At 50.3% G+C, this 20606-nt stretch carries 17 protein-coding genes; 7 read left to right on the plus strand and 10 right to left on the minus strand.

Annotated features, from left to right (window positions below; translation table 11 throughout):
- Nucleotides 1-4: 4 nt before the first annotated feature.
- From Q1A54_RS17425 to Q1A54_RS17470, 10 genes are all read right to left on the minus strand, one after another.
- Complete coding sequence (locus Q1A54_RS17425) at nucleotides 5-1555, minus strand: carbon-nitrogen hydrolase family protein (protein WP_196119579.1); 1551 nt, start codon at nucleotides 1553-1555, stop codon at nucleotides 5-7.
- Between the two features lie 153 nt (nucleotides 1556-1708).
- Nucleotides 1709-2365: a CoA transferase subunit B gene (locus Q1A54_RS17430; RefSeq protein ID WP_196119577.1), complete on the minus strand. Its 657-nt coding sequence runs from the start codon at nucleotides 2363-2365 to the stop codon at nucleotides 1709-1711.
- An 11-nt stretch (nucleotides 2366-2376) separates the two neighbouring features.
- Entirely contained in the window at nucleotides 2377-3075 is a 699-nt protein-coding gene (locus tag Q1A54_RS17435; RefSeq protein WP_299990674.1) for a CoA transferase subunit A, read from the minus strand.
- 160 nt (nucleotides 3076-3235) lie between these two features.
- Complete coding sequence (locus Q1A54_RS17440) at nucleotides 3236-5119, minus strand: DUF389 domain-containing protein (protein ID WP_299990676.1); 1884 nt, start codon at nucleotides 5117-5119, stop codon at nucleotides 3236-3238.
- 123 nt (nucleotides 5120-5242) lie between these two features.
- Nucleotides 5243-6175, minus strand: a complete 933-nt coding sequence (locus Q1A54_RS17445) for a bifunctional riboflavin kinase/FAD synthetase (RefSeq protein WP_299990678.1) — start codon at nucleotides 6173-6175, stop codon at nucleotides 5243-5245.
- Complete coding sequence (truB, locus tag Q1A54_RS17450; protein ID WP_299990680.1) at nucleotides 6159-6854, minus strand: tRNA pseudouridine(55) synthase TruB; 696 nt, start codon at nucleotides 6852-6854, stop codon at nucleotides 6159-6161. The genes Q1A54_RS17445 and truB overlap by 17 nt, the downstream gene beginning before the upstream one ends.
- Nucleotide 6855: 1 nt before the next feature.
- Complete coding sequence (locus Q1A54_RS17455) at nucleotides 6856-7689, minus strand: undecaprenyl-diphosphate phosphatase (protein ID WP_299990682.1); 834 nt, start codon at nucleotides 7687-7689, stop codon at nucleotides 6856-6858.
- 4 nt (nucleotides 7690-7693) lie between these two features.
- Entirely contained in the window at nucleotides 7694-7921 is a 228-nt protein-coding gene (locus Q1A54_RS17460) for a DUF3098 domain-containing protein (protein WP_196119567.1), read from the minus strand.
- 1 nt (nucleotide 7922) lies between these two features.
- A complete protein-coding gene (locus Q1A54_RS17465; RefSeq protein ID WP_299990684.1) occupies nucleotides 7923-8822 on the minus strand; it encodes a permease-like cell division protein FtsX in 900 nt (299 codons plus the stop codon).
- A gap of 92 nt (nucleotides 8823-8914) precedes the next feature.
- A complete protein-coding gene (locus tag Q1A54_RS17470) occupies nucleotides 8915-13429 on the minus strand; it encodes a translocation/assembly module TamB domain-containing protein (protein ID WP_366915836.1) in 4515 nt (1504 codons plus the stop codon).
- Nucleotides 13430-13495: 66 nt separating this feature from the next.
- Here Q1A54_RS17470 and tsaD point away from each other — a divergent pair, with 66 nt between their 5' ends.
- From tsaD to Q1A54_RS17505, 7 genes are all read left to right on the plus strand, one after another.
- Nucleotides 13496-14503, plus strand: coding sequence for a tRNA (adenosine(37)-N6)-threonylcarbamoyltransferase complex transferase subunit TsaD (tsaD, locus tag Q1A54_RS17475; protein WP_299990688.1), 1008 nt, complete (start codon nucleotides 13496-13498; stop codon nucleotides 14501-14503).
- A gap of 251 nt (nucleotides 14504-14754) precedes the next feature.
- Nucleotides 14755-15147 carry a hypothetical protein gene (locus Q1A54_RS17480; protein ID WP_299990690.1) on the plus strand — a complete coding sequence of 131 codons (393 nt, stop codon included), beginning with the start codon at nucleotides 14755-14757 and terminating at the stop codon, nucleotides 15145-15147.
- 1 nt (nucleotide 15148) lies between these two features.
- Nucleotides 15149-15622, plus strand: a complete 474-nt coding sequence (smpB, locus tag Q1A54_RS17485) for an SsrA-binding protein SmpB (protein WP_299990692.1) — start codon at nucleotides 15149-15151, stop codon at nucleotides 15620-15622.
- Between the two features lie 226 nt (nucleotides 15623-15848).
- Nucleotides 15849-16625, plus strand: coding sequence for a C40 family peptidase (locus Q1A54_RS17490; RefSeq protein ID WP_299990694.1), 777 nt, complete (start codon nucleotides 15849-15851; stop codon nucleotides 16623-16625).
- Between the two features lie 83 nt (nucleotides 16626-16708).
- Nucleotides 16709-17215: an HNH endonuclease gene (locus Q1A54_RS17495; RefSeq protein WP_299990696.1), complete on the plus strand. Its 507-nt coding sequence runs from the start codon at nucleotides 16709-16711 to the stop codon at nucleotides 17213-17215.
- 544 nt (nucleotides 17216-17759) lie between these two features.
- On the plus strand, nucleotides 17760-19646 hold the full coding sequence (gene rpsA, locus Q1A54_RS17500) for a 30S ribosomal protein S1 (RefSeq protein WP_299990698.1): 1887 nt from the start codon (nucleotides 17760-17762) through the stop codon (nucleotides 19644-19646).
- A 247-nt stretch (nucleotides 19647-19893) separates the two neighbouring features.
- Nucleotides 19894-20517, plus strand: coding sequence for a hypothetical protein (locus tag Q1A54_RS17505; protein ID WP_299990700.1), 624 nt, complete (start codon nucleotides 19894-19896; stop codon nucleotides 20515-20517).
- Nucleotides 20518-20606 lie beyond the last annotated feature (89 nt).

Consider the following 20606-nt stretch of genomic DNA (forward strand, 5'->3'; position numbering starts at 1 on the left):
ATTCCTACTCCTCCTGCCTCAGTACCCAACTCAAATTATACAGATCCTTACGGCGATCTTTGAGATTACGCACGCTGCCAGCTGTGTTCAGGTCCTTGAGCAGGTCCAGGTCCAGGTCAGCGATCAGGGTCATTTCTGTGTTCGGCGTAGCTTCGGCTACCACAGCATCGTGTGGAAAGGCGAAGTCGGAAGGGGAGAAGACGGCGGACTGAGAGTACTGGATGTCCATGTTCTCTACTTTCGGGAGGTTACCCACGCTACCTGTGATGGCCACATAGCACTCATTCTCGATGGCTCGGGCCTGGGCGCAGAGGCGCACGCGCAGGTAGGCGTTCTTGGTATCGGTCCAGTACGGTACAAATAGAATCTTCATATCCATGTCAGACAGCATACGGGCCAGTTCCGGGAACTCCACGTCGTAGCAGATCAGGATGCCGATCTTACCGATGTCGGTATCGAAGATCTTTAGCTTATGACCACCGCGCATACCCCAGTAATGAGATTCGTCTGGTGTCACGTGCAGCTTGTACTGCTTGTCATAAGTACCGTCGCGGCGGCAGAGGTAGCTCACGTTATAGAGCTTGTTGTCGTAGTACTCCGGCATGCTGCCTGCAATGATGTTGATATTGTAGGAGAGCGCCATGTGAATCATTTGCTCTCTTATCTCGTCGGTGTACTCCGCCATATTTCGGATAGCCTCTGAAGGAGAGTCTTCTTTGGAGAGGGCCATGAGGGGAGCATTGAAGAACTCAGGGAATACCACGATGTCTGATTTGTATGAACTCACGGTGTCCACAAAGAACTCGATCTGCTGCATCATGTCCTCGAGGGACTTTACGGCACGCATCTGCCACTGCACAATGCCGATACGCACAACGGTCTTTTTGCCACCGATCAGCTTTTCCTTCTCTTCGTAATACACGTTTACCCACTCGAGCAGGGTCGCGTAGGCGCGGGAATCTGTATCATCGGGGAGGTAACCTTTCAGGATCTTACGGACGTGGAAGTCGTTGCTCAGCTGGAACGACAGCACCGGGTCTGCCAGCTCCTTGTTCCGCACCATCTCAATGTACTTGGCAGGCGTCAGCTTGTCTGCATAGTCTTTATAGCCAGGTATACGGCCACCGGCTATGATGCCGCGCAGGTTCAGGTTCTCGCATATTTCCTTGCGGGCGTCATACAGACGACGGCCCAGACGCAGGTTGCGGTACTCCGGGTGCACAAATACGTCAATTCCATAGAGCGTGTCACCCTCCGGATCGTGTGATTTGAAAGTGCCTCTGTCCACGATCTGCTCATAGGTATGTTTGTCGCCATACACGGCGTAGTCTACGATCAGGCTGAGCGCTACGGCCACTACCTGACCTTTGTCTTCTATACAGATCTGGCCATCCGGGAATTTTTTGAGGAGATTGGAGAATTCTTTTCTGGTCCAGGCGCCGTCAATGTTAGAGTACACCAGATCCATGATCTCTTTCACTTCCTTGTAGTCTTTGAGTTCCAGCTGGCGCAGTAACAGTCTGTGCTCAGAATTCGCTTCTATCTTTTCACTCATATATATTAGTGGTTGCTTGCCTCAGGTATACGTGAAGCAAGTATCGTTTTGATATGATATTTTGTTCGAAAGCGTTAAAAAGCGCCTTCATGCAAATTTAAAAAGAAAAAGCGCAGTTTTGCACTGCGCTTTCGGTGTAACAGGTATAGCTCCTTAAAGCTGCACTTCTGGAATATCCCCCTCTACAATCAGGCGTCCTTCCGTCGCTTTCTGTATCTCTTCCACACTCACGCCAGGCGCGCGCTCCAGTAGTCTGAAACCATCATCAGTCACTTCGAGCACAGCCAGGTCGGTCACGATCTTCTTGATGCATTTAAGACCTGTGATCGGCAGGGTACATTCTTTGAGCAGCTTTGAGGATCCGTCACGTGCGGTGTGCTGCATCGCCACAATGATGTTTTTGGCGGAGGCCACGAGGTCCATGGCGCCGCCCATACCTTTCACCATTTTGCCTGGAATCTTCCAGTTGGCAATGTCGCCCTGCTCTGATACCTCCATGGCACCCAGAATGGTCAGGTCCACATGCTCACCCCGGATCATACCAAAGCTCTCGGCAGAACTGAAAATGGAGGAGCCAGGCAGTGTTGTGATCGTCTGCTTGCCGGCATTGATCAGGTCGGCGTCCACCTTGTCTTCGGTAGGGAAGGGGCCCATACCCAGCAACCCGTTCTCCGACTGCAGCACCACTTCCACGCCCTCCGGAATGTAATTGGCCACCAGCGTAGGTATACCGATGCCCAGGTTCACATACATGCCGTTCTTTACTTCTTTTGCGATTCGTTTCGCTATCTGATTTTTGTCTAAAGCCATTTGTTTGTCGGTTAAGCGGTTCTAACTGTGCGCTGTTCAATACGCTTCTCGTACTTCTCGCCCTGGAAAATGCGCTGCACATAAATGCCCGGCGTATGGATCATGTTCGGGTCCAGTTCACCGGCCGGCACCAGCTCCTCTACCTCCGCCACTGTGATCTTACCGGCTGCGGCCATCATCGGGTTGAAGTTGCGGGCAGTGCCTTTAAAGATCAGATTACCGGCTGTGTCGCCTTTCCATGCTTTCACAAATGAGAAGTCTGCTTTCAGCCACTCTTCCATCAGGTACATTTTGCCGTTGAACTCACGACTTTCCTTACCCTCGCCTACTTCAGTGCCATAACCGGCAGGCGTAAAGAAGGCAGGTATACCAGCACCACCAGCACGGATGCGCTCTGCCAGCGTACCTTGCGGAATCAACTCTACTTCCAGTTCACCGCTCAGCAACTGGCGCTCAAACTCCGCATTCTCGCCCACATAGCTGGAGATCATCTTCTTTACCTGGCGCTGCTGCAGGAGCAGGCCAATGCCAAAGTCGTCCACACCGGCGTTATTCGAAATACAGGTCAGGTCTTTCACGCCTAGGCGCAGGAGCTCCTGAATGGTGTTCTCGGGGATACCGCACAAGCCAAAGCCGCCCAGCATCAGGGTCATGCCGTCCTGCACACCCTGCAGGGCCTCCTGTGCGTTCTTTACAGTTTTATTTATCATTGTTAGAAGGTATGCTTATGTGCCAGTCCGGCAGGTATAGCCAGCACCGACAGCCATTGAACTTAGATTTTATCCGATAGAAAGTTAGATAGAAAAAAGGCCATATACAATTGAAGCCCTTTCGTTTTTAGGTGAAATCCGTCCCAGCTCAGGTGAGGAGTTATTTTTTCACCACGATCAGGGCTTCCAACATTACTTCTGTTCCTACTTCCCGGGAGATAGCAGCTTTCACGCGATCCAGATCCTCGTTGTCAATCGGCTCCTCTGATACAAGCGTCACGCTCAGGGTCATGGGATTGCCGCGGACAACGGATACCTGCTTGACGGTAATGTCGTCTACAGTAAAGTTGCTGAGAGAACGGATCACCTTATGGTCCCGGATCATGGTAAAGGAGCCGTAGCCCAGCGGCATACTCACGATCACTACCACCAGCAACGATACCAATAGTCCCTTCTTGGCCAGATGCAGGGGGCTGAAGCCTAACAGCATGAACGTGAAGGAACCAGCCAGCACAATGCCTGCCAGGTTGGTCATCAGCAGGAGCAGCGCACCGATGAAAGCATCCCAGTCAGCCCAGCCGATGCCGATACCAGACACAGCCAGCGGAGGGACAAGCGCGACCGCAATAGCGACACCTGCCAGTGTCTTGGCTACTTCTTCACGGGCGTGTGCATAAGCGCCTGCTATACCTGACACGATAGCCACACCCAGGTCCAGGAGGTTAGGACGTATGCGGGCGGTTATTTCATCGTTCATGGCTTGCAGAGGACTGAGCCAAGTCAGCAGTATGGCAGCAATATAGCCTAGCAGCAAGCCATAGCCGATTGTCTTCATGCTTTGGAGTGTTAGTTTGCGGTCTTGACGCAGCACACCCATGGAGAGCGATATGATCGGGGACATCAGAGGAGCCAGGATCATGGCACCAATGATAACAGGGGTAGAGTTGGCAAACAAACCGAAAGTGGCCAGCATCGTGGAAAGTACCATCAAGGTAAGGTAGGCGCTGGATGGCCTCGCATTTTCCCGCAGCACGGTGAACAAGCCCTTGAACTCGTGCGTGGAGGCATGGAATACCCACGGCAATGATTCTGCCGCAAACTCTTTTAGGAAAGACTCCCCCTGGGGCAGCGTGCCTACTTTAAATTTCTCCTCAGCGTCACTTTTTTTATTATCAACCACCAGGTAGCGCCCGGGTATGATGGTGAGTTTATCAGCGCTCACATGCAGCTCGATTTCCCTGGAACTCATTAGCTTGTTGTCCTGCGAAAAGTCCATCGGGATCTCGCTGCTGATCAACACAGACCGCGTTTTGATGTGTCCGATAAACGAGGGCATCCGCTGGCTGCCGTTCTGACCAAAAGCAGACGAAACCGAGAACCTGACCAGCTCCATGATGCTGCGCGGTGCCAGTATAAGCACATGCAATCGCCCGTCATTGATGAAGGAGTCTTTCAGCAGAATACGTGACACCAGCGAGCTTTTGCCGTGCAGCACAGATATAATACCCAAAGCAGCTGTTTTGATGGGCGGCTTGTTACCGGTCGTGATGGTGAAAGGCCGGGGCTTGAGTAGTTCCGGGTGGCGGAAGATGCTCTTTACCTTGTCCATGCGCGACAAAATAGGGTTGCGCGACACATTGGCCGACATCAGGCTCAGGCTGTTGCCGATCACCACGGTATTGAAAACGGGCTTGTCGTTGCAGATCAGGAGGTCGGCGTTTATACCTTTGTCTCTCTGGCGAATATCCACGATCGCCTCCAGCAGGTCACCCGATATGCCATACCCTTGTCGCGCCTCTTTCATGTCAGGGTGGGGCAGAAAGCCTAGCGTCCACTTCTCTCGTATGGCAGCTGGCACTACTTCGGAAAGCTGTTCGTCGTTGAGGTAAGTGACCACACAGCAGGCATGTGATATGGGCAGCCGGGAGACTTCGTTGTGCTGGAAGGGCTGTACCTGGGAAATCTGGTCCCCGAATACAGGTATGATTTGATCCTGTACTACATGTTCCTGTGCCGGGTCGTAAAGAAGGGTAATGTGCTCCATCCAAATTTTGCCTAAAAAAGCTATCTGAATTCCGGACCTATACCTGAGTCTGTAGAGTCCGAAATCGTTTAGATTACTCTTTTAAGGGATGGATTGTTTAGCTGATTACGAATTGACTATACCTTACTGCGCTCCCAGTACACGCATCGTATCTTCTTTGTCTTTGGCTAGCTGTGTTTTAAGTGCTTCGAGGCCCTCAAAATTCTTTTCCTGACGCAGCATTTCCACAAACTCAACGGTCAGGGTATGGCCATAGAGGTCGCCTTCGAAATTAATCAGGTGTACTTCCAGGGTCAGGTGAGAACCGTCAACTGTCGGGCGTATGCCGATGTTCATCATACCGGGTAGCCGCTGTTCGTTGTGCTTTACCCAAACCGCATATACGCCATGGGTAGGTATAAGCTTGTGCGAAGCGGGCATGGCCAGGTTGGCAGTCGGGAAGCCAATGGTGCGCCCCAGTTTGTTGCCCTCCACCACGGTAGAGGTAAGGCTGTAGGTATGGCCCAGGTAGCGGTTGGCCGTAGGTATATCACCCGACTCAATGGCCTTGCGGATTTTGGTGGAGCTCACGCCAATGTCGTCCACATCCTGACGCGGAATTTCTTCAACCTCGAAACCATATTGGGCGGAGCGGGCTTTCAGATGCTCAAAACTGCCTTCGCGGTTTTTCCCGAAGCGGTGGTCGTACCCAATGACGAGCACTTTGGTATGGATGGCCTTCACGAGCACATCTTCAATAAAGGTGCGCGAACTCAGGCGGGAAAATGCTTTGGTAAACGGTATGATCAGCAGGTAGTCAATCCCGAAGCTGCGTAGCTGCTCAATGCGCTCCTCGATGGTGGCGAGTAACTTGAGGTCATTGTCCTCTGGAAAGAGCACCAGGCGCGGGTGAGGCCAGTAGGTGATGACCACACTCTGACCATTAGTCTGGCGGGCACGTTCCTTCACGCGCTGCAGAATCTTCTGGTGGCCTACATGCACACCATCAAAGGTGCCGCTGGTGACCACCGGGAAACTCAGCTTCGGAAACTCAGCTATATCACGAATTACTTCCATTCGCTTCGAGTTGGGCTCTTCTGATTTCCTGAATGTCTTCGATCGTGAGGGCATCCTCTAACTTGTACTCCCCGATACGGGTACGCACCAGGGCAGACAGGTGTGCGCCTACTCCTAATTTCTGTCCCAGATCGTGGGCCAGGCTGCGGATGTAGGTGCCTTTGCTGCAAATCACTTTGAAAGAAATAATAGCTCCCTCAATGTTTGTGATGTCAAAGGCTTTGATGGTTACAGTGCGCGGCTTCATCTCGGCCTCCTTGCCTTTGCGGGCCAGGTCATAGGCACGTTTGCCGTCTATCATCACCGCCGAGTAAATAGGAGGGATTTGCTCGATGGTGCCTACGAAACTATTGGCGGCAGCCTGTATGTCCTCTGGTGTCAGGTGACTGATGTCCTTGCTTTCGCTCACTGGCGTTTCGAGGTCGTAGGAGGGAGTGGTCTGGCCCAGTGTGATGGTGCCGGTGTACTCTTTTTCCTGCGCCTGTATCTCGTCGATGCGCTTGGTGAACTTACCGGTGCACAGGATCAGCAGCCCTGATGCCAAAGGATCAAGGGTGCCGGCATGGCCGATCTTCTTTACACGCAGGGTATTGCGCACTTTTTTCACCACGTCAAACGACGTCCAGGTAAGCGGTTTATCAAGGAGCAGTATCTCGCCTGCTTCAAAGTTGTAGTTCATGTTATACTCTTAAGTCAACACCCATGGCCAGCAGCGCCAGCAAGGCTATACCTAGTGCTATACGGTAATACCCGAACATCTTGAAGCCATACTTGGTCAGGAAGTTGATGAAGAACCTGATCGCGATCATAGCCACTATAAAAGCAACCACATTGCCGATAAGCAACAGGCGCAGGTCATCGGCTGTAATGACGTCGAAGCTGTTTCTGATTTTTACGAGGTCGAAGGTGACGATGTCTGAGATCTCCAGCTTGAGCAGGTCTTTTACCAACTTATAACCAGCTGCTGCCAGCATAGTAGGTACCGCCAGAAAGAAGGAGAATTCAGCTGCCGCCTTGCGGTTGATGCCTTGGGTAAGGCCACCGATAATAGAAGCTGCAGAGCGCGAAACACCCGGAATCATAGCAATGCACTGGAAGAAACCGATCACAAGCGCATTCTTATAAGTGATCTTGTTCTCCTGAGCATGGGCAAACCACTTGTCCACGAAAAGCAGTACCACACCGCCAGCCACCAGCATCACAGCCGTGATAAACACGCTGCCCAGCATCGCGTCGATTACGTCGTTGAGCAGGAAGCCAATGACAGCCGCAGGTATAAAGGCGAAGATCAGCTTCTGATAAAACTCAAAACTGTTGAGAAAGCGCCTCCAATACAGCACCACCACCGACAGGATGGCACCAAACTGAATGTTTACGGCAAATATTTTGGTGATCGGAAGCTCGTTTATACCCATCAGGGCAGAAGCAATGATCATGTGACCTGTAGAGGATACAGGCAAAAATTCGGTAAGTCCTTCAACTATGGCTAAAATGATAGCCTGCCATTCACTCATCTAACTACTCTTCTGTGTTTTCGTGTGTTCTATCTTTCACCATGATCGCAAACAGCTCGATCACAAAGCCGGCCATGACCACGATCGGGCCCAATGTGATGCCCATAAAGCCGAGGCCATACTGCTCGTCATCGAGTGTCATGATGATAAAACCTACTGCCAGCACGGCAATGCCCACCAGCATCAGGATGTAATTCTTTCTGCCAAAGGCAAGTTTGTTCTTATTTTCCATATTAATATAGTTCGTCAAGTGAAAGGCGCAGGTACTTGCGTACGGCGCGGTAAGAGCTCAGGAAACCGATTACGGCACCCAATACGATCAGGGCGATCATGAGCATGTACATCTGCTCTTCGTCTTTAAGCAGACTCAGTTCTGTAATCTCACGGTAAGCATAGTGCATCAGCGCAAAAAGCAGAACAGATGCAACAATGCCACTTATGATGCCTTGAAATGCGGCGCGGTTAAGAAAAGGTCGCTGAATAAAGAAAGAGGTAGCCCCCACCAACTGCATACTCCGGATCAGGAATCGCTGGGAGTACAAGGCAAGTTTGATGGTGTTATTGATCAGGATAATCACCACCAGCACCAGTATGCCTGCAAAGGCGATCAGCAGGATGCTGATTTTCTGAATGTTGCTGTTAATAGACTCGATCAGGCTCTCCACATACTGTACTTCATACACCCCCTCTATACCTTCGATGTCGTTTTTTATACCTTTGAGCTGGGCTGAACTGGAGCTCTCGGCGTTGATGCGGAGCACATAGGTGTCACGGAGTGGGTTATCTCCCAAAAAGGCCATGAAGTCTTCACCGGTCTCTTCAAGAAAGGCCTTGGCACCCTCTTCTTTTGACAGGAACCGTACCTGGGCTGTATCCCCCTTATAAGCTACGTACTCTTTCGCAGCCAGTGTCTTCTGCAAACGATCCAGTTGTACCTGCGTCAGATCACGATCCAGGTATACCTGCATTTCAATGCTTTCCTTCACAATGTCGGAGAGCTTGCCAGCATGGATCAGCAGCATGCCGAAAAGGCCAATTACAAACAAAGCCAGGGAGATGGAGAACACCACCATGGCATGCGGGTAATTACCGAGCTTCTTCTTCTTGACTGTCTTGGGGGTAGTTGTTGCCATACGATACGCTTCCGTGCAAAAATAGAAATATTATTTAAATATGAGGTGCTTCCGGCCAGCTAATGCAAAAAGCCCGGCTAGTGTTCCGGGCTTTACAGATTCATGCGTGGGTCGGAGTCGAGGATGATGGGGGTTTCCCGCTGCTCGCGTCGGCGCTCGCGGCGTGCATCCCGATCCCGGCCAAAGAGCTCCCGCAAATTATCGAAGCGCTTCGTGTGCAGTAAGCTAAGGCGTTGCGTATTCGAAACCCGGGTGCGGTAGTTTTCAGGCAGGGTGTTATACTCCAGTCGGGCTCTCAACTCGCCGCTTTGCGTGATGTAGTACTCAATGGACCAGTTACCCTGATAAGAGCTTCGGTTGTTGCCACCAGCCTGCTCGGACTGTGCGGCTGCACCTATACCTGTCTGGCTGCTTACCCGCAGACGACCCTGAAAGAAGGTATAGCTCAGGCGCAGTTGCAAAGTGGAGAGCGCATCCTGACTCACATCACCCAGGCCGATATCGACCTCCAGGTTACTGTCTATGGAGTTGAGCAAGCCGCTGAGCTGTCCTGTGAGCAAGCTTCCTAAACTACCGCCCACTGCCGAAACGCCAGCATTGTCAAAAGAGGCAAACATGCCAATAGGTGCCAGCCTACGCAGTACAAGTAAGCTAAATACCTGTCTGTTCAATTCATTTTCATCGTTGCGGATAGCTGCAATGATAGGGTCAAGCTGCAGGCGGGCATTGGCCGGCATACTCTCAAAGTCCAGGCCCAGCCGAATTTCAGGTGTCAGTATAGGACCTTTCAGATCAACAATCGCCGTTACCGGGTAGCGACCTTGAGGGGCAGATGTTAAGTCGCTTTCGCCTCGGGTGGTCATAATATCAGCTAGGGATGCACTTTGAGTATAGGTGGCACGCAGGTCCATGATACCTTCCAGCGGGTCACCGTTCCAGGACAGAGTACCACCAGGCGTCACACGGAATTCACGTGATACCACACCTTCGAGCAGGTTAAGGTTATAGGCGCCATTGGCAATCTCAAAGTTGCCATACATATTAAACTCACCCCGGGTGTCAATCGTCATTTGGATTTGTCCGCTGCCCGAACCCCGGATCACGTCACCTGTCTGCCGGTCAATGATAATTTCGAAATAGGCGTCATCAGTCACGTCCAGGTCAAAGTTCATGTTGATGCCAGAAAGGTCAACCCGCTGCTCTTCCACCGCCACGGCCACACCGGTTGAGTCGCTGATGTTGCGGTTTACGAAACGGATAAAGTCTTTGCGAGCCAGGTCGGTCTGGTTGTCAAGCGGCACAACAATACGGGTGTTGGCGTCACTTCGGGCGTTCACGTCTATCTTCAGGTTGTCCACAGGACCTAGCACACTGGCTGTACCAGTACCGAAAGCGGTTCCATAGTACAACTCATTCTGCTCGTAGGTCGTGTTCAGGATCATCAGGTTCCGGAAGCGGGCATTCAGGTCGAGCACCATGTTCTGGAAGCCATCGTGGGCGATGCCGCCTGTCACAGTGCCCACATTACCATAAAGGTCACGCAGCTGCGCATTGCGGAAGCTAATGCTATTGGCCCCGAAATATACACGGTCGGAGAATCGGTAGGTGGTGCCAAGGTAATCGAAGCGGAACTGACCGCCGGTAACCATGACAGAGCCAGTCAGGATCGGTGCCGACAACTTGCCGAGCACCCGGATGCGCCCCTCCATGGTCCCCTCCAGCTGCGACATAATCGGTTTCAGGATCGGCTCCACAATCTTGAGCTGGGTTTCGTCCAGCACGGCCAGCATATCCAGTTGCTCTTCTTCAGCACGGGGATAGTAGTTGCCTGTCAGTGTTAATACTTTCTTGCTGTTTCGTTCTACGTCCACATCGACCACCATCTGCTGCTGCGCATTGTTCCAGTCGCCTTTGCCCCGGATGTCGCCGATCAACACATTGTCGAGATAGAACGAGTCGACGCGCATGCCTGCGTTCAGGAGGGCATTGTTATAAACATCTTGTGCCGTCAGTTCGGCATTCAGGGTGCCTCTGATCTGCTCGGGCATCAGCGGGTTGAGGTTGCGGAGGTCAAAGTTCTTGATGCTAGCCACCAGCGTACTACCCGGGTCCTGACCGATGGCGCCGTCTACCCGGATGATCTGGTCCTGGTTTGAAAGTATCAGCTCTTCAAAATCAAAGCGCTTTCCGTTCTCGCTGATGTACACCATACTGCCCGGTTGGAAGGCCCAGGGCGTTTCGCGGAGGGTAATATTGGATCTGCCAAATACGACCTGTAGGCGGTCCTGGAGGAAATTAATGTCGCCAACCACGGTGGCTTGGTTGTTAAAAGCGGGTTGCAGCAGGTTGGTATAAAACCCGATCGTGCGCTCACTCCAGATGGCTTCCAGCAGGAGGCGCTCTGTTTCACCCACAGAAGGAAGCAACTGCTTTTCAGAGGTAAATTGGGCACTGGCCAGCACATTCGGACTGTTTTGCAGCTTGGAGGTACTAAGCTCTATGTCATTCTCGTAAAGTGTTACATCGTCATACAGGATCGTGTCTATTTGCGCATAGGATGTCAGGATGACTGTATTGCCATGCCGGAAGGTGCCCTCCAGCTTTGAGAAATCGGAAACAGTGAGCTCTGGCACAAATAAGTGAATGAGCGGATTGACCCGCCGCAGGTATAGATCATAGTCAAGGCTATACTCGGGGCGGGTAGAGGGGCGCTTGCGGCTATAATAAGCAGCTGTGGCGGCATCGTTACTCTCAAAATTAAGTTGATACTCCTGCACCAGTTGCTTCAGATCGTCTATCAGGACAGAGTAATCAAAGTCTCCACTCACGCGCAAGGCCAGTGGGGTAGAGCGGAGCGTAAGACTACGTATACCCTCACCGATACGTGACTGTACCCGGATCGTGTCGAGGGCGACACGCTGGCCTTCGTAAGTGACGGCGGCACTGTCAAAAAAGGCGGTGCCCTCAAAGTCATCAAGTCGGAGGCCGCGGAAATTGAGGTCAGCATTGGCCTGTACGATTACCGACTTATCCGAAATGCGTAGCGCTTTCAGGTCGGCTTTGTCCAGATCAGCCCTCAGGTTGAAAGCCTGGTTGTTATTTGCCAGGTTCACTTCGCCATTGGCCGTAAAGACGAGGTTCGGGTCAGCAATGGCAAAGCGACCCTCGTAACGCTGGCGGCTCAGGGTGCCGTCCGTGCGGATGTTGCGGTAGTTATAATCAAGGAGGTGAAGCTGGGCAATATCTGCGTTGATCTCCATGCGGGCGTCTTCCAGTGTAAAACCGGAACCCACTACACGACCATCCATGGTGATTGTTTTGATAACGTCCGCATTGCCTATCAGGCGACCAATGTTGAAATTCTGGGTTTTAAGGCGACCACGGTAAGAGGAGGCATTGTTGCTCCGGTTTATCTTCATGTTGATGTCGGACTGCACATTGCCCAGCGCCGTAGCAAAACTGCCATTGGCCACGAAGTCATTGTAGAAACCCAGGAAGCGCCCGTCGATCTTCACTGTTCCTAATCGGGAGGCAATGGTATAGGCATCGGCAGGCAGAAACTGCTTGATGTCATCGGCATTAAGCGAAGAGGTCTGAAGGCGGATGTTGGCAAAGGTTTCACCCCAGTTAGGCAGGCCGTCCACGTTCATAGTGCCTACAATGTGGGTGTTCTGCCCATACTTTACATCCAGGTTGGTCGCCACGAACTCCGCTACACGACCTTCAAATTCCCCCGATGCGATGTAGGCATTCTCATCGTAGTCTTTGATCTGTGGGGCAAAGAGGGCGATGTCACGGGAAAATACCCGTGAGTCCTTCATACGAGCCGTCATTGTCACACTGTCAATGAAATCAGAGAAGTTGCCAAAGCGGTTATAGTCGAAGCGGATATATTCCTGCACGTTGCTTTCGTTCACTCGCAGGTCGAGCTCGTCCCATTCCCAGAAGGTAGAAGCATAGGTCATCAACACATCGAGGTTGTGCAGCCGTATACCGGACGGACGTTCGAAGGCGGTCAGGTCTGTCACCCGGACCTTAAGCGTGTCGCCGGGCTCAAACTCCGTAAAGCGTGCCGAGATACTGTCTATACCTAAGTGAAAGTAGTCGATGCCGTAATCGGTGGGAGGGCGGTTAAAATCGTCGTAGGTAAAGGTCCCATTCCGGATGATCAGTTCATCGATCGAGAACTCGAAAGGTTGGGAAGCCTTGGTCGTGTCTTTGGTGATCAGATTGCCGAGTGAAGTGATGAAGGCAGACAGGTTGAGGGAGTCGGTGCCTTCGTACTGCACCAGGTTGGCCCGTGGCTCCTGCAACTCTAGCGTGGCTATACCCAGGGTGTTTGGCCGGAAGATAGAGAACAGGCTGATGTCTGCCTCGGCCCGGCCCACGTAAAACAGTTCCTCACCCCGGTAATCGAGCACCTTCACCTGTTCCAGAATCACGTTGCTGAAAAACTCAATATCCACACGCCCGATCGTGACTTCGTGATCAATGGTACGGGAGATGTAATCGGCTGCTTTCTGGGCGACCTTGGTTTGCACACCCGGATAGCGAATAGCCACAAAAACAACCGCAAATGTCACCAAAAGCAACAGGATTAAGGCCAAAACTATTTTTAGAATGGCTTTTCCTATAACTTTGAAGTAATTTATGGACTGTTCTTTTTCCAAAAGATGATTGAACCTACAATATTAGCGATTGAATCTTCGTGCGACGAAACCTCTGCTGCGGTTATACGTGGCGGCAAGGTTTTGTCAAATGTTATTGCTACTCAGGCTGTTCACGAAAAATACGGCGGTGTTGTGCCGGAGCTTGCGTCGCGAGCACACCAACAGAACATTATTCCGGTGGTACAGCAGGCCCTGAATACAGCAAATGTAAACAAAACTGACTTAAATGCAGTGGCTTTTACCCGCGGCCCGGGCTTGCTGGGCGCTTTGCTGGTGGGCAGCTCATTTGCCAAGTCGTTTGCGCTGGGCCTCAACATCCCCCTTATTGATGTAAACCACATGCAGGCGCACATCCTGGCGCACTTCATCGATGACCCAAAACCCAATTTTCCGTTCCTGTGCCTGACTGTGAGCGGCGGCCATACCCAAGTTGTGCTCGTAAAAGACCACCTGGACATGGAGATTATTGGCCAGACCACGGACGATGCTGTAGGGGAGGCCTTCGACAAGACCGCTAAAATGCTTGGCCTGCCCTACCCAGGCGGACCCATGCTCGACAAGACGGCGGCACAGGGTAACCCAAAGGCCTTCGAGTTCCCGGTAGGCAACATGCCCGGCTACGATTTTTCGTTCAGCGGCATCAAGACCTCCGTGCTTTACTTCCTTAAAGATAAAACGAAAGATAACCCGAACTTCGTACAGGAGAACCTGGCTGATATCTGCGCCAGCGTGCAGTATACCCTGATCAAGACCCTGCTAAAGAAAGTGGTGCTGGCTGCAAAGGACCTGAGCATAAAAGAAGTGGCTATCGCTGGTGGCGTGTCTGCCAACTCCGGCCTTCGCCAGGCCCTGCAGGACTATGCAAAAAAGTACGATTGGAACGTCTACATTCCGGCTTTTCAGTATTGTACCGATAATGCAGGTATGATTGCTATAACGGCTCATTACCAGTATCTTAAAGGTGACTTTGCTGATCAGTATGTGAGCCCGGAGCCGAGGATGAAGTTTTAGAGGTTTGTGAGTTTGAAAGGGTATACTGTAGGGACAGGTCGCGACCTGTCCTAATCGTGCACAGGTATAATTTGTCTGAATCTTTATATAGGGCCCCTACCCCAAGGATTTACAGGATTAATGGATTAACAGGATTCTCAATATCGATTGTTCAACTATCTCAATCCTGTGGATCTTCAAATCCTGTTAATCAACAATCAACCATTTAACAATACCCATAATCACTATCTCACTCAATCACTAACTCAAAAATGATAAATCCCTTCCAAACCGGCGACAGCAAAGTATACCGCAAAACGGTAACAGAGGCGGACTTTGCCCGTTTTGATGATGGATTGGTGCATGCGGTTTGCAGCACCTTTTCATTGGCACAAGCGGCTGAGTGGGCAGGGCGTTTGTTTGTATTGGAGATGAAAGAAGAGGATGAAGAAGGTATAGGTACATTTCTGACTATCAACCATAAAAGCCCGGCTTTTGAAACTGACGTGATTGAAATAACGGCTTACCTGAAGTCGCAGGAAGCTAATAATGTGATTTGTAGCTTTGAGGCCCGGGTAGGGGACAGGCTGGTGGCAGATGGTGAGACCGGGCAGAAGATTTTAAAGAAAGAAAAATTGGCCAGTATACTGGCTCCAACGAAATAGCATGACGAAAGCAAAAGATAAAGACAGAATCAAGAAGCACGTCAACATCCAGAATCGCAGAGCTTCTTTTGAGTTCCAGTTCCTGGACAAGTATACGGCAGGCATCATGCTCAAAGGCACCGAGATCAAATCGATCCGGGAAGGCCAGGTAAACCTGCAGGACGGCTACTGCGTGCTGCACAACGGCGAACTATACCTGCACAACGTGCATATCTCCACCTACACGGAGGGTACGCACTTTAACCACGAGCCGATGCGCGTGCGCAAACTCCTCGTTAACAAGAGCGAACTCAAGAAACTCGAGAAGGGCGTGCAGGAGCAAGGCGTGACAATGATACCAACGCGGATGTTCATCAGCGAGCGTGGATTTGCTAAAGTAGAGGTCGCACTGGCGCGTGGTAAGAAGCTGCACGACAAGCGGGAAGACATCAAAGCAAAGGATATGAAACGCGAACTTGACCGAAGCGGGTATTAGGGAATTGAGTAAATGAGTGAGCTGGTGATTGAGTGATTTTTTATTTTGAATTTGCAATTGGTTAGGTGGGTGTTTGATATTTTTCGTTGGAAAAGAAGCTCCTACAAGGTCTAAAATCAAGAAATTTATTCAATCACCAGCATGAATCACCCATCCGCTCAGCCAATAATTACCCGATCACTTAAAAATCACTAACTCAGGCATTCACCAACTCACTCAATCAAAAATGGACTACGGAATATGCATGCTCAGTCTGGTGCCGATGCGCGCTGAGCCTTCTGACAAGGCGGAAATGGTGACACAGGTGCTCTTTGGGGAGTGTCTGGAGGTGATCAGCAAGCAAGGGAACTGGGTGCAGGTGAAACTGGCTTCGGATGGATATATCGGTTGGGTTGACAATAAGCAGTATGTGCCAGTCTCCGCGAGTTACTACAGTGAATGGAAGGCGGCGCAGCATCCCCGGGCTTTGGATATCGTGCAGGTGGTGAGTAGTGCCGATATGCGTGTTCTGGTAGGTATAGGGGCTTACCTGCCCTTTTTTGACGGCATGAGTCTGCGTATTGATGGCCAAAGCTATCAGTACAGCGGACGGGCCACGAACCCTGCTGTGCCGGTTACGACGGCTCAGCTTGCCAAATTAGCCATGGGGTTCCTGAAGGCGCCCTATCTGTGGGGTGGTAAGTCTATGTTCGGGATCGACTGTTCGGGCTTTACGCAGCAGGTATACGGCCTTTGCGGCTATCAACTGCCGCGTGATGCGAGTCAGCAGGTGGCGGTGGGCGATGAAGTGCACTTTGCTACGCAGACTCAATCAGGCGATCTGGCTTATTTTGCTAACGAAGAAGGTCGTATTACGCACGTGGGTATCATGCTGGAAGGCCAGCAGATCATGCATGCCCATGGCGAGATCCGCATCGACACCCTTGACCACAATGGCATTTACAATGCCGAGCGCAAGCGTTACTCCCATAAACTACGTATCATCAAGCGCATTTTTTCCTGATTCTCAGCATTTTTCTTTGAACTTAGGCTATAACGAGTTGGTTAATTCTCGTAGAAGCTATAGCAAAAGTTCAAAGAATGGCCATGAGAGACAAAGTGCTGATATTGAACCAGGACTTCAGCGCAATCGCCGTCTGCACGGTGACCAAGGCCTTTTTGCTTGTCTATCTCGAAAAGGCAGAGCTTATTTCCAAAGCCAATGGCGCTGTTTTGCGTACGGTCAGCACTTCTTATCCTGTTCCTTCTGTTATCCGGCTGCAACGCTATGTGAAGGTGCCATACTACGGTATAGCCCTCAGCAGGCACAATGTGCTGCGTCGCGACAACTTCCTTTGCCAGTACTGCGGTACTTCCCGTAACCTGACCCTGGACCACCTCTTGCCACGCTCCAGGGGAGGGGAGACCAGCTGGCAGAATATCGTCACGGCCTGCTCCAGGTGCAATTCCCGCAAAGGCGACCGAACCCCTGAAGAAGCCGGCCTCAAGCTGCACCGCCACCCCTCCCGACCCTCCCTCAATACCTTCCTGCAACAGCACCTGAACGACTCTAATGAGGACTGGCAAATCTACCTAAAGATAGCCAAGAAGTAGTAATATATGGTTGCTAATATATTTAGTTGATTTTTGTTAAGTTGTTAACTATCAGGCTGTGATTTGTTGGTAGCTGCATGATAAATTGAAGTTGCTAAATTGTGCTGCATGCTTCTGCTTGATCAGGGTGATTTTCCCTCTGGAATAAGGGGCTTTCGACTGTTTTAACTATTCTCTATACCTATAAGGAAGGAGACGTTAAGATAATTTATACCTGCGGCTTGGTCAGCGTCTGTCTTGGTTTTTTTAAATTGATAGGATAGATGAATGGCTGTTGGCTGACTAAAGGGTAGGGCTATACCTGCTGCTATGGTAGGTGAGTGATAAGGTAGATACAGGGACATGTGCCTTCTGTATCAAGTACTTACACCTGTCGATTCTTTTGCAAAATCTCTTCTATATACTAGCATTATTTCTAAGTATTCCTTACTTTTGCCCCTTCATTCGAGTGAATGGCCCCGGCACTGCGTTCGGGGAAATGTAAAACCAAACCAAACCGGCCTATTGCTCTAAGTCGGTGGCTTCTCCAGAGCAGTAAAACATTATGAGTAATTCTCCAGAAAATTTCGATTGGGACAAGTTTGAGTCTCAAGGTTTCGGTGGCGGCTACAGCAAAGAAGAGCGCGCTGAAATGGAAAAAATGTATGACGACACCCTGACTACCGTACAGGAGCAGGAGGTTGTTAAAGGAATCGTGGTAGGTATCACTGATCGTGACGTGATCTTGAACATCGGTTTCAAATCTGACGGCCTGGTGCCAGTTTCAGAATTCAGAGATCTTCCTGAGCTGAAAGTTGGTGACGAGGTTGAAGTATTCATCGAAGACCAGGAAGACCCGAACGGTCAGCTGATCCTTTCTCGCAAGAAAGCGAAGATTGTTTCTGCCTGGGCTAAGATCTATGACGCACTTGAGAACGACAACGTTCTGGAGGGTGTAGTGAAGAGAAGAACCAAAGGTGGTCTTATCATGGACCTCTACGGTGTTGAAGCCTTCTTGCCAGGTTCTCAGATCGACGTGAAGCCGATCCGTGACTTCGACGTGTTCGTTGGTAAGAAAATGGAAGTGAAAGTTGTGAAAATCAACGCCGCTTTCGACAACGTGGTTGTATCTCACAAAGTACTTATCGAGAAAGACCTGGAGCAGCAGCGTGCAGCCATCCTGAACAACCTGGAAAAAGGTCAGGTTCTGGAAGGTGTTATCAAGAACATGACAAACTTCGGTGTGTTCATCGACCTTGGTGGCGTAGACGGTCTGCTTCACATCACAGATATCTCTTGGGGACGTATCAACCACCCAGAAGAAGTATTGAACCTTGACCAGAAGGTGAACGTGGTAGTGCTTGACTTCGATGATGACAAGAAGCGTATCTCTCTTGGCATGAAGCAGCTTACTCCTCATCCATGGGATGCTCTGCCAGCTGAAATCGAAGTTGGTTCTAGAGTAAAAGGTAAGATCGTTAACGTGGCTGACTACGGCGCATTCCTTGAGCTGATGCCAGGCGTTGAAGGTCTGATCCACGTTTCTGAAATGTCATGGTCACAGCACCTGCGCAACCCACAAGACTTCATCAAGCAAGGCGACGAGGTTGAGGCAGTTGTATTGACTCTTGACCGCGAAGAGCGCAAGATGTCTCTTGGTATCAAGCAGCTTACTGAAGATCCATGGACGAAAGAAGATGTTATCACGAAATATGCAGTTGGCACGAAGCACAGTGGCGTAGTTCGTAACCTGACTAACTTCGGTCTGTTCCTGGAGCTGGAAGAAGGTGTTGATGGTCTGGTACACGTATCTGACCTGTCTTGGACTAAGAAGATCAAGCACCCATCTGAGTTCGTGAAAGTTGGTGAAAACCTTGACGTAGTTGTTCTGGAGCTTGACGTAGCTAACAGAAGACTAGCTCTTGGTCACAAGCAATTGGAGGAGAACCCTTGGGATACGTTCGAGTCTGTATTCAACGTAGGTTCAGTACACAAAGCTACTGTACTTGAGAAGTCAGACAGAGGCGCTACACTGGAGCTGCCATACGGCATCGAAGGTTTCTCTTTCCCTAAAGGTCTGCAGAAAGAAGACGGTTCTCAGGTAGAGGCTGGTGACAGCCTTGACTTCCGTGTAACTGAATTCTCTAAGGACGACCGCAAGATCATCCTGTCGCACACTGCTACTTACTCTGAGGCTGACAACGCACGTATCGCGAAGGCCACTAAGAAAGCTGCACCTGCTGCCGGTGGTGAGAAGAAGGAGAAAGCTCCTAAAGTTCAGAAAGAAGCTGAGAACAAGTCTACCTTGGGTGACCTGGACGCACTTTCTGCCCTGAAAGAGCAGATGCTGGAGAACGAGAAAGAAGCTGGCGTGAAGAAGTTGGAAGCTGCTGCTGCTAAAAAGGCAAAAGGTTCTGATGACGAGTCTGCTGAAGAAGAGAACAACGCTTAGTACTAAGCTTGTCCTATAATGAAAGGCCCTGGAGAGATCCGGGGCCTTTTTTTGTTGTATGTTAGTCTGTTAGCTATACTTTAAAAATGGCGTGTGCCGATAAGACTTTCGGTAAATAAATGTTATATTAGCTTAATACTATACCTGTGTGGAAGGAGGTCTTCCGTTAACGGCTTTCTAATCCCACACATAGTTTAGATAGTAGGAGTAGGTACTCTTGATAGCAGGTAGTTAGGTGTAAAACTGAATGAATATAATTAAGGCGATACTTATATTAATAACAGTAACTGTGCTGTTAGTCCTGTTGGTACTTAGGGTTATAAGTGTTAAAAATGCTGAAAACCAAGGAATATCTTTAGACAAGAAACTGGCACGTAAACATGGCTTTCTTGCTGCGGAGTATGTACCTGTTAGAAGTAATATAAGAATTGGTGAATCAGTGGTAGCTCTTGGTAGCGCATGGATTCATGAACCGATAAAAGTGAAACATCGCCTATTCATTTTCGACAGCTACTATGTCAAATCAGTAAATGGAGAGCCAAGTTTAAAGTATTCAGCGGGGGATAGTGAAAGTGGCTTTGTGCTTACTGTTGCAAGAAATGACACTACATTAAAAGAAATGTTCTTCGCTAAAAACGGATTGCCTGAATTAAAGCTTTACTCGCTAGAAAATGAACTAGTTGATGAAAAAGGTAACCGCTTTGGAGTAGAAAATCACGCAAGGATTGATACGATACAGCTTTATATAAAGAAAGCAAGCATTGTTCCTGACCGTCCTATAGGTTCGGTAACTGAATCTGATTATGTTTTATATAAAATAGAGTTGGACAAAGAACCTGCTGATTCAGTGTTGTTGGTCAAAAAGCGGTAAAACTTCTTCGCCTAACAACTAAGGCTTCGTTGGGTACGGAGTGCCGACAATGAAGCCGCGGTTGCACTAACCGTGCGACGCGCTATGGG

Source organism: uncultured Pontibacter sp. (assembly GCF_947502515.1).
GTDB lineage: Bacteria > Bacteroidota > Bacteroidia > Cytophagales > Hymenobacteraceae > Pontibacter.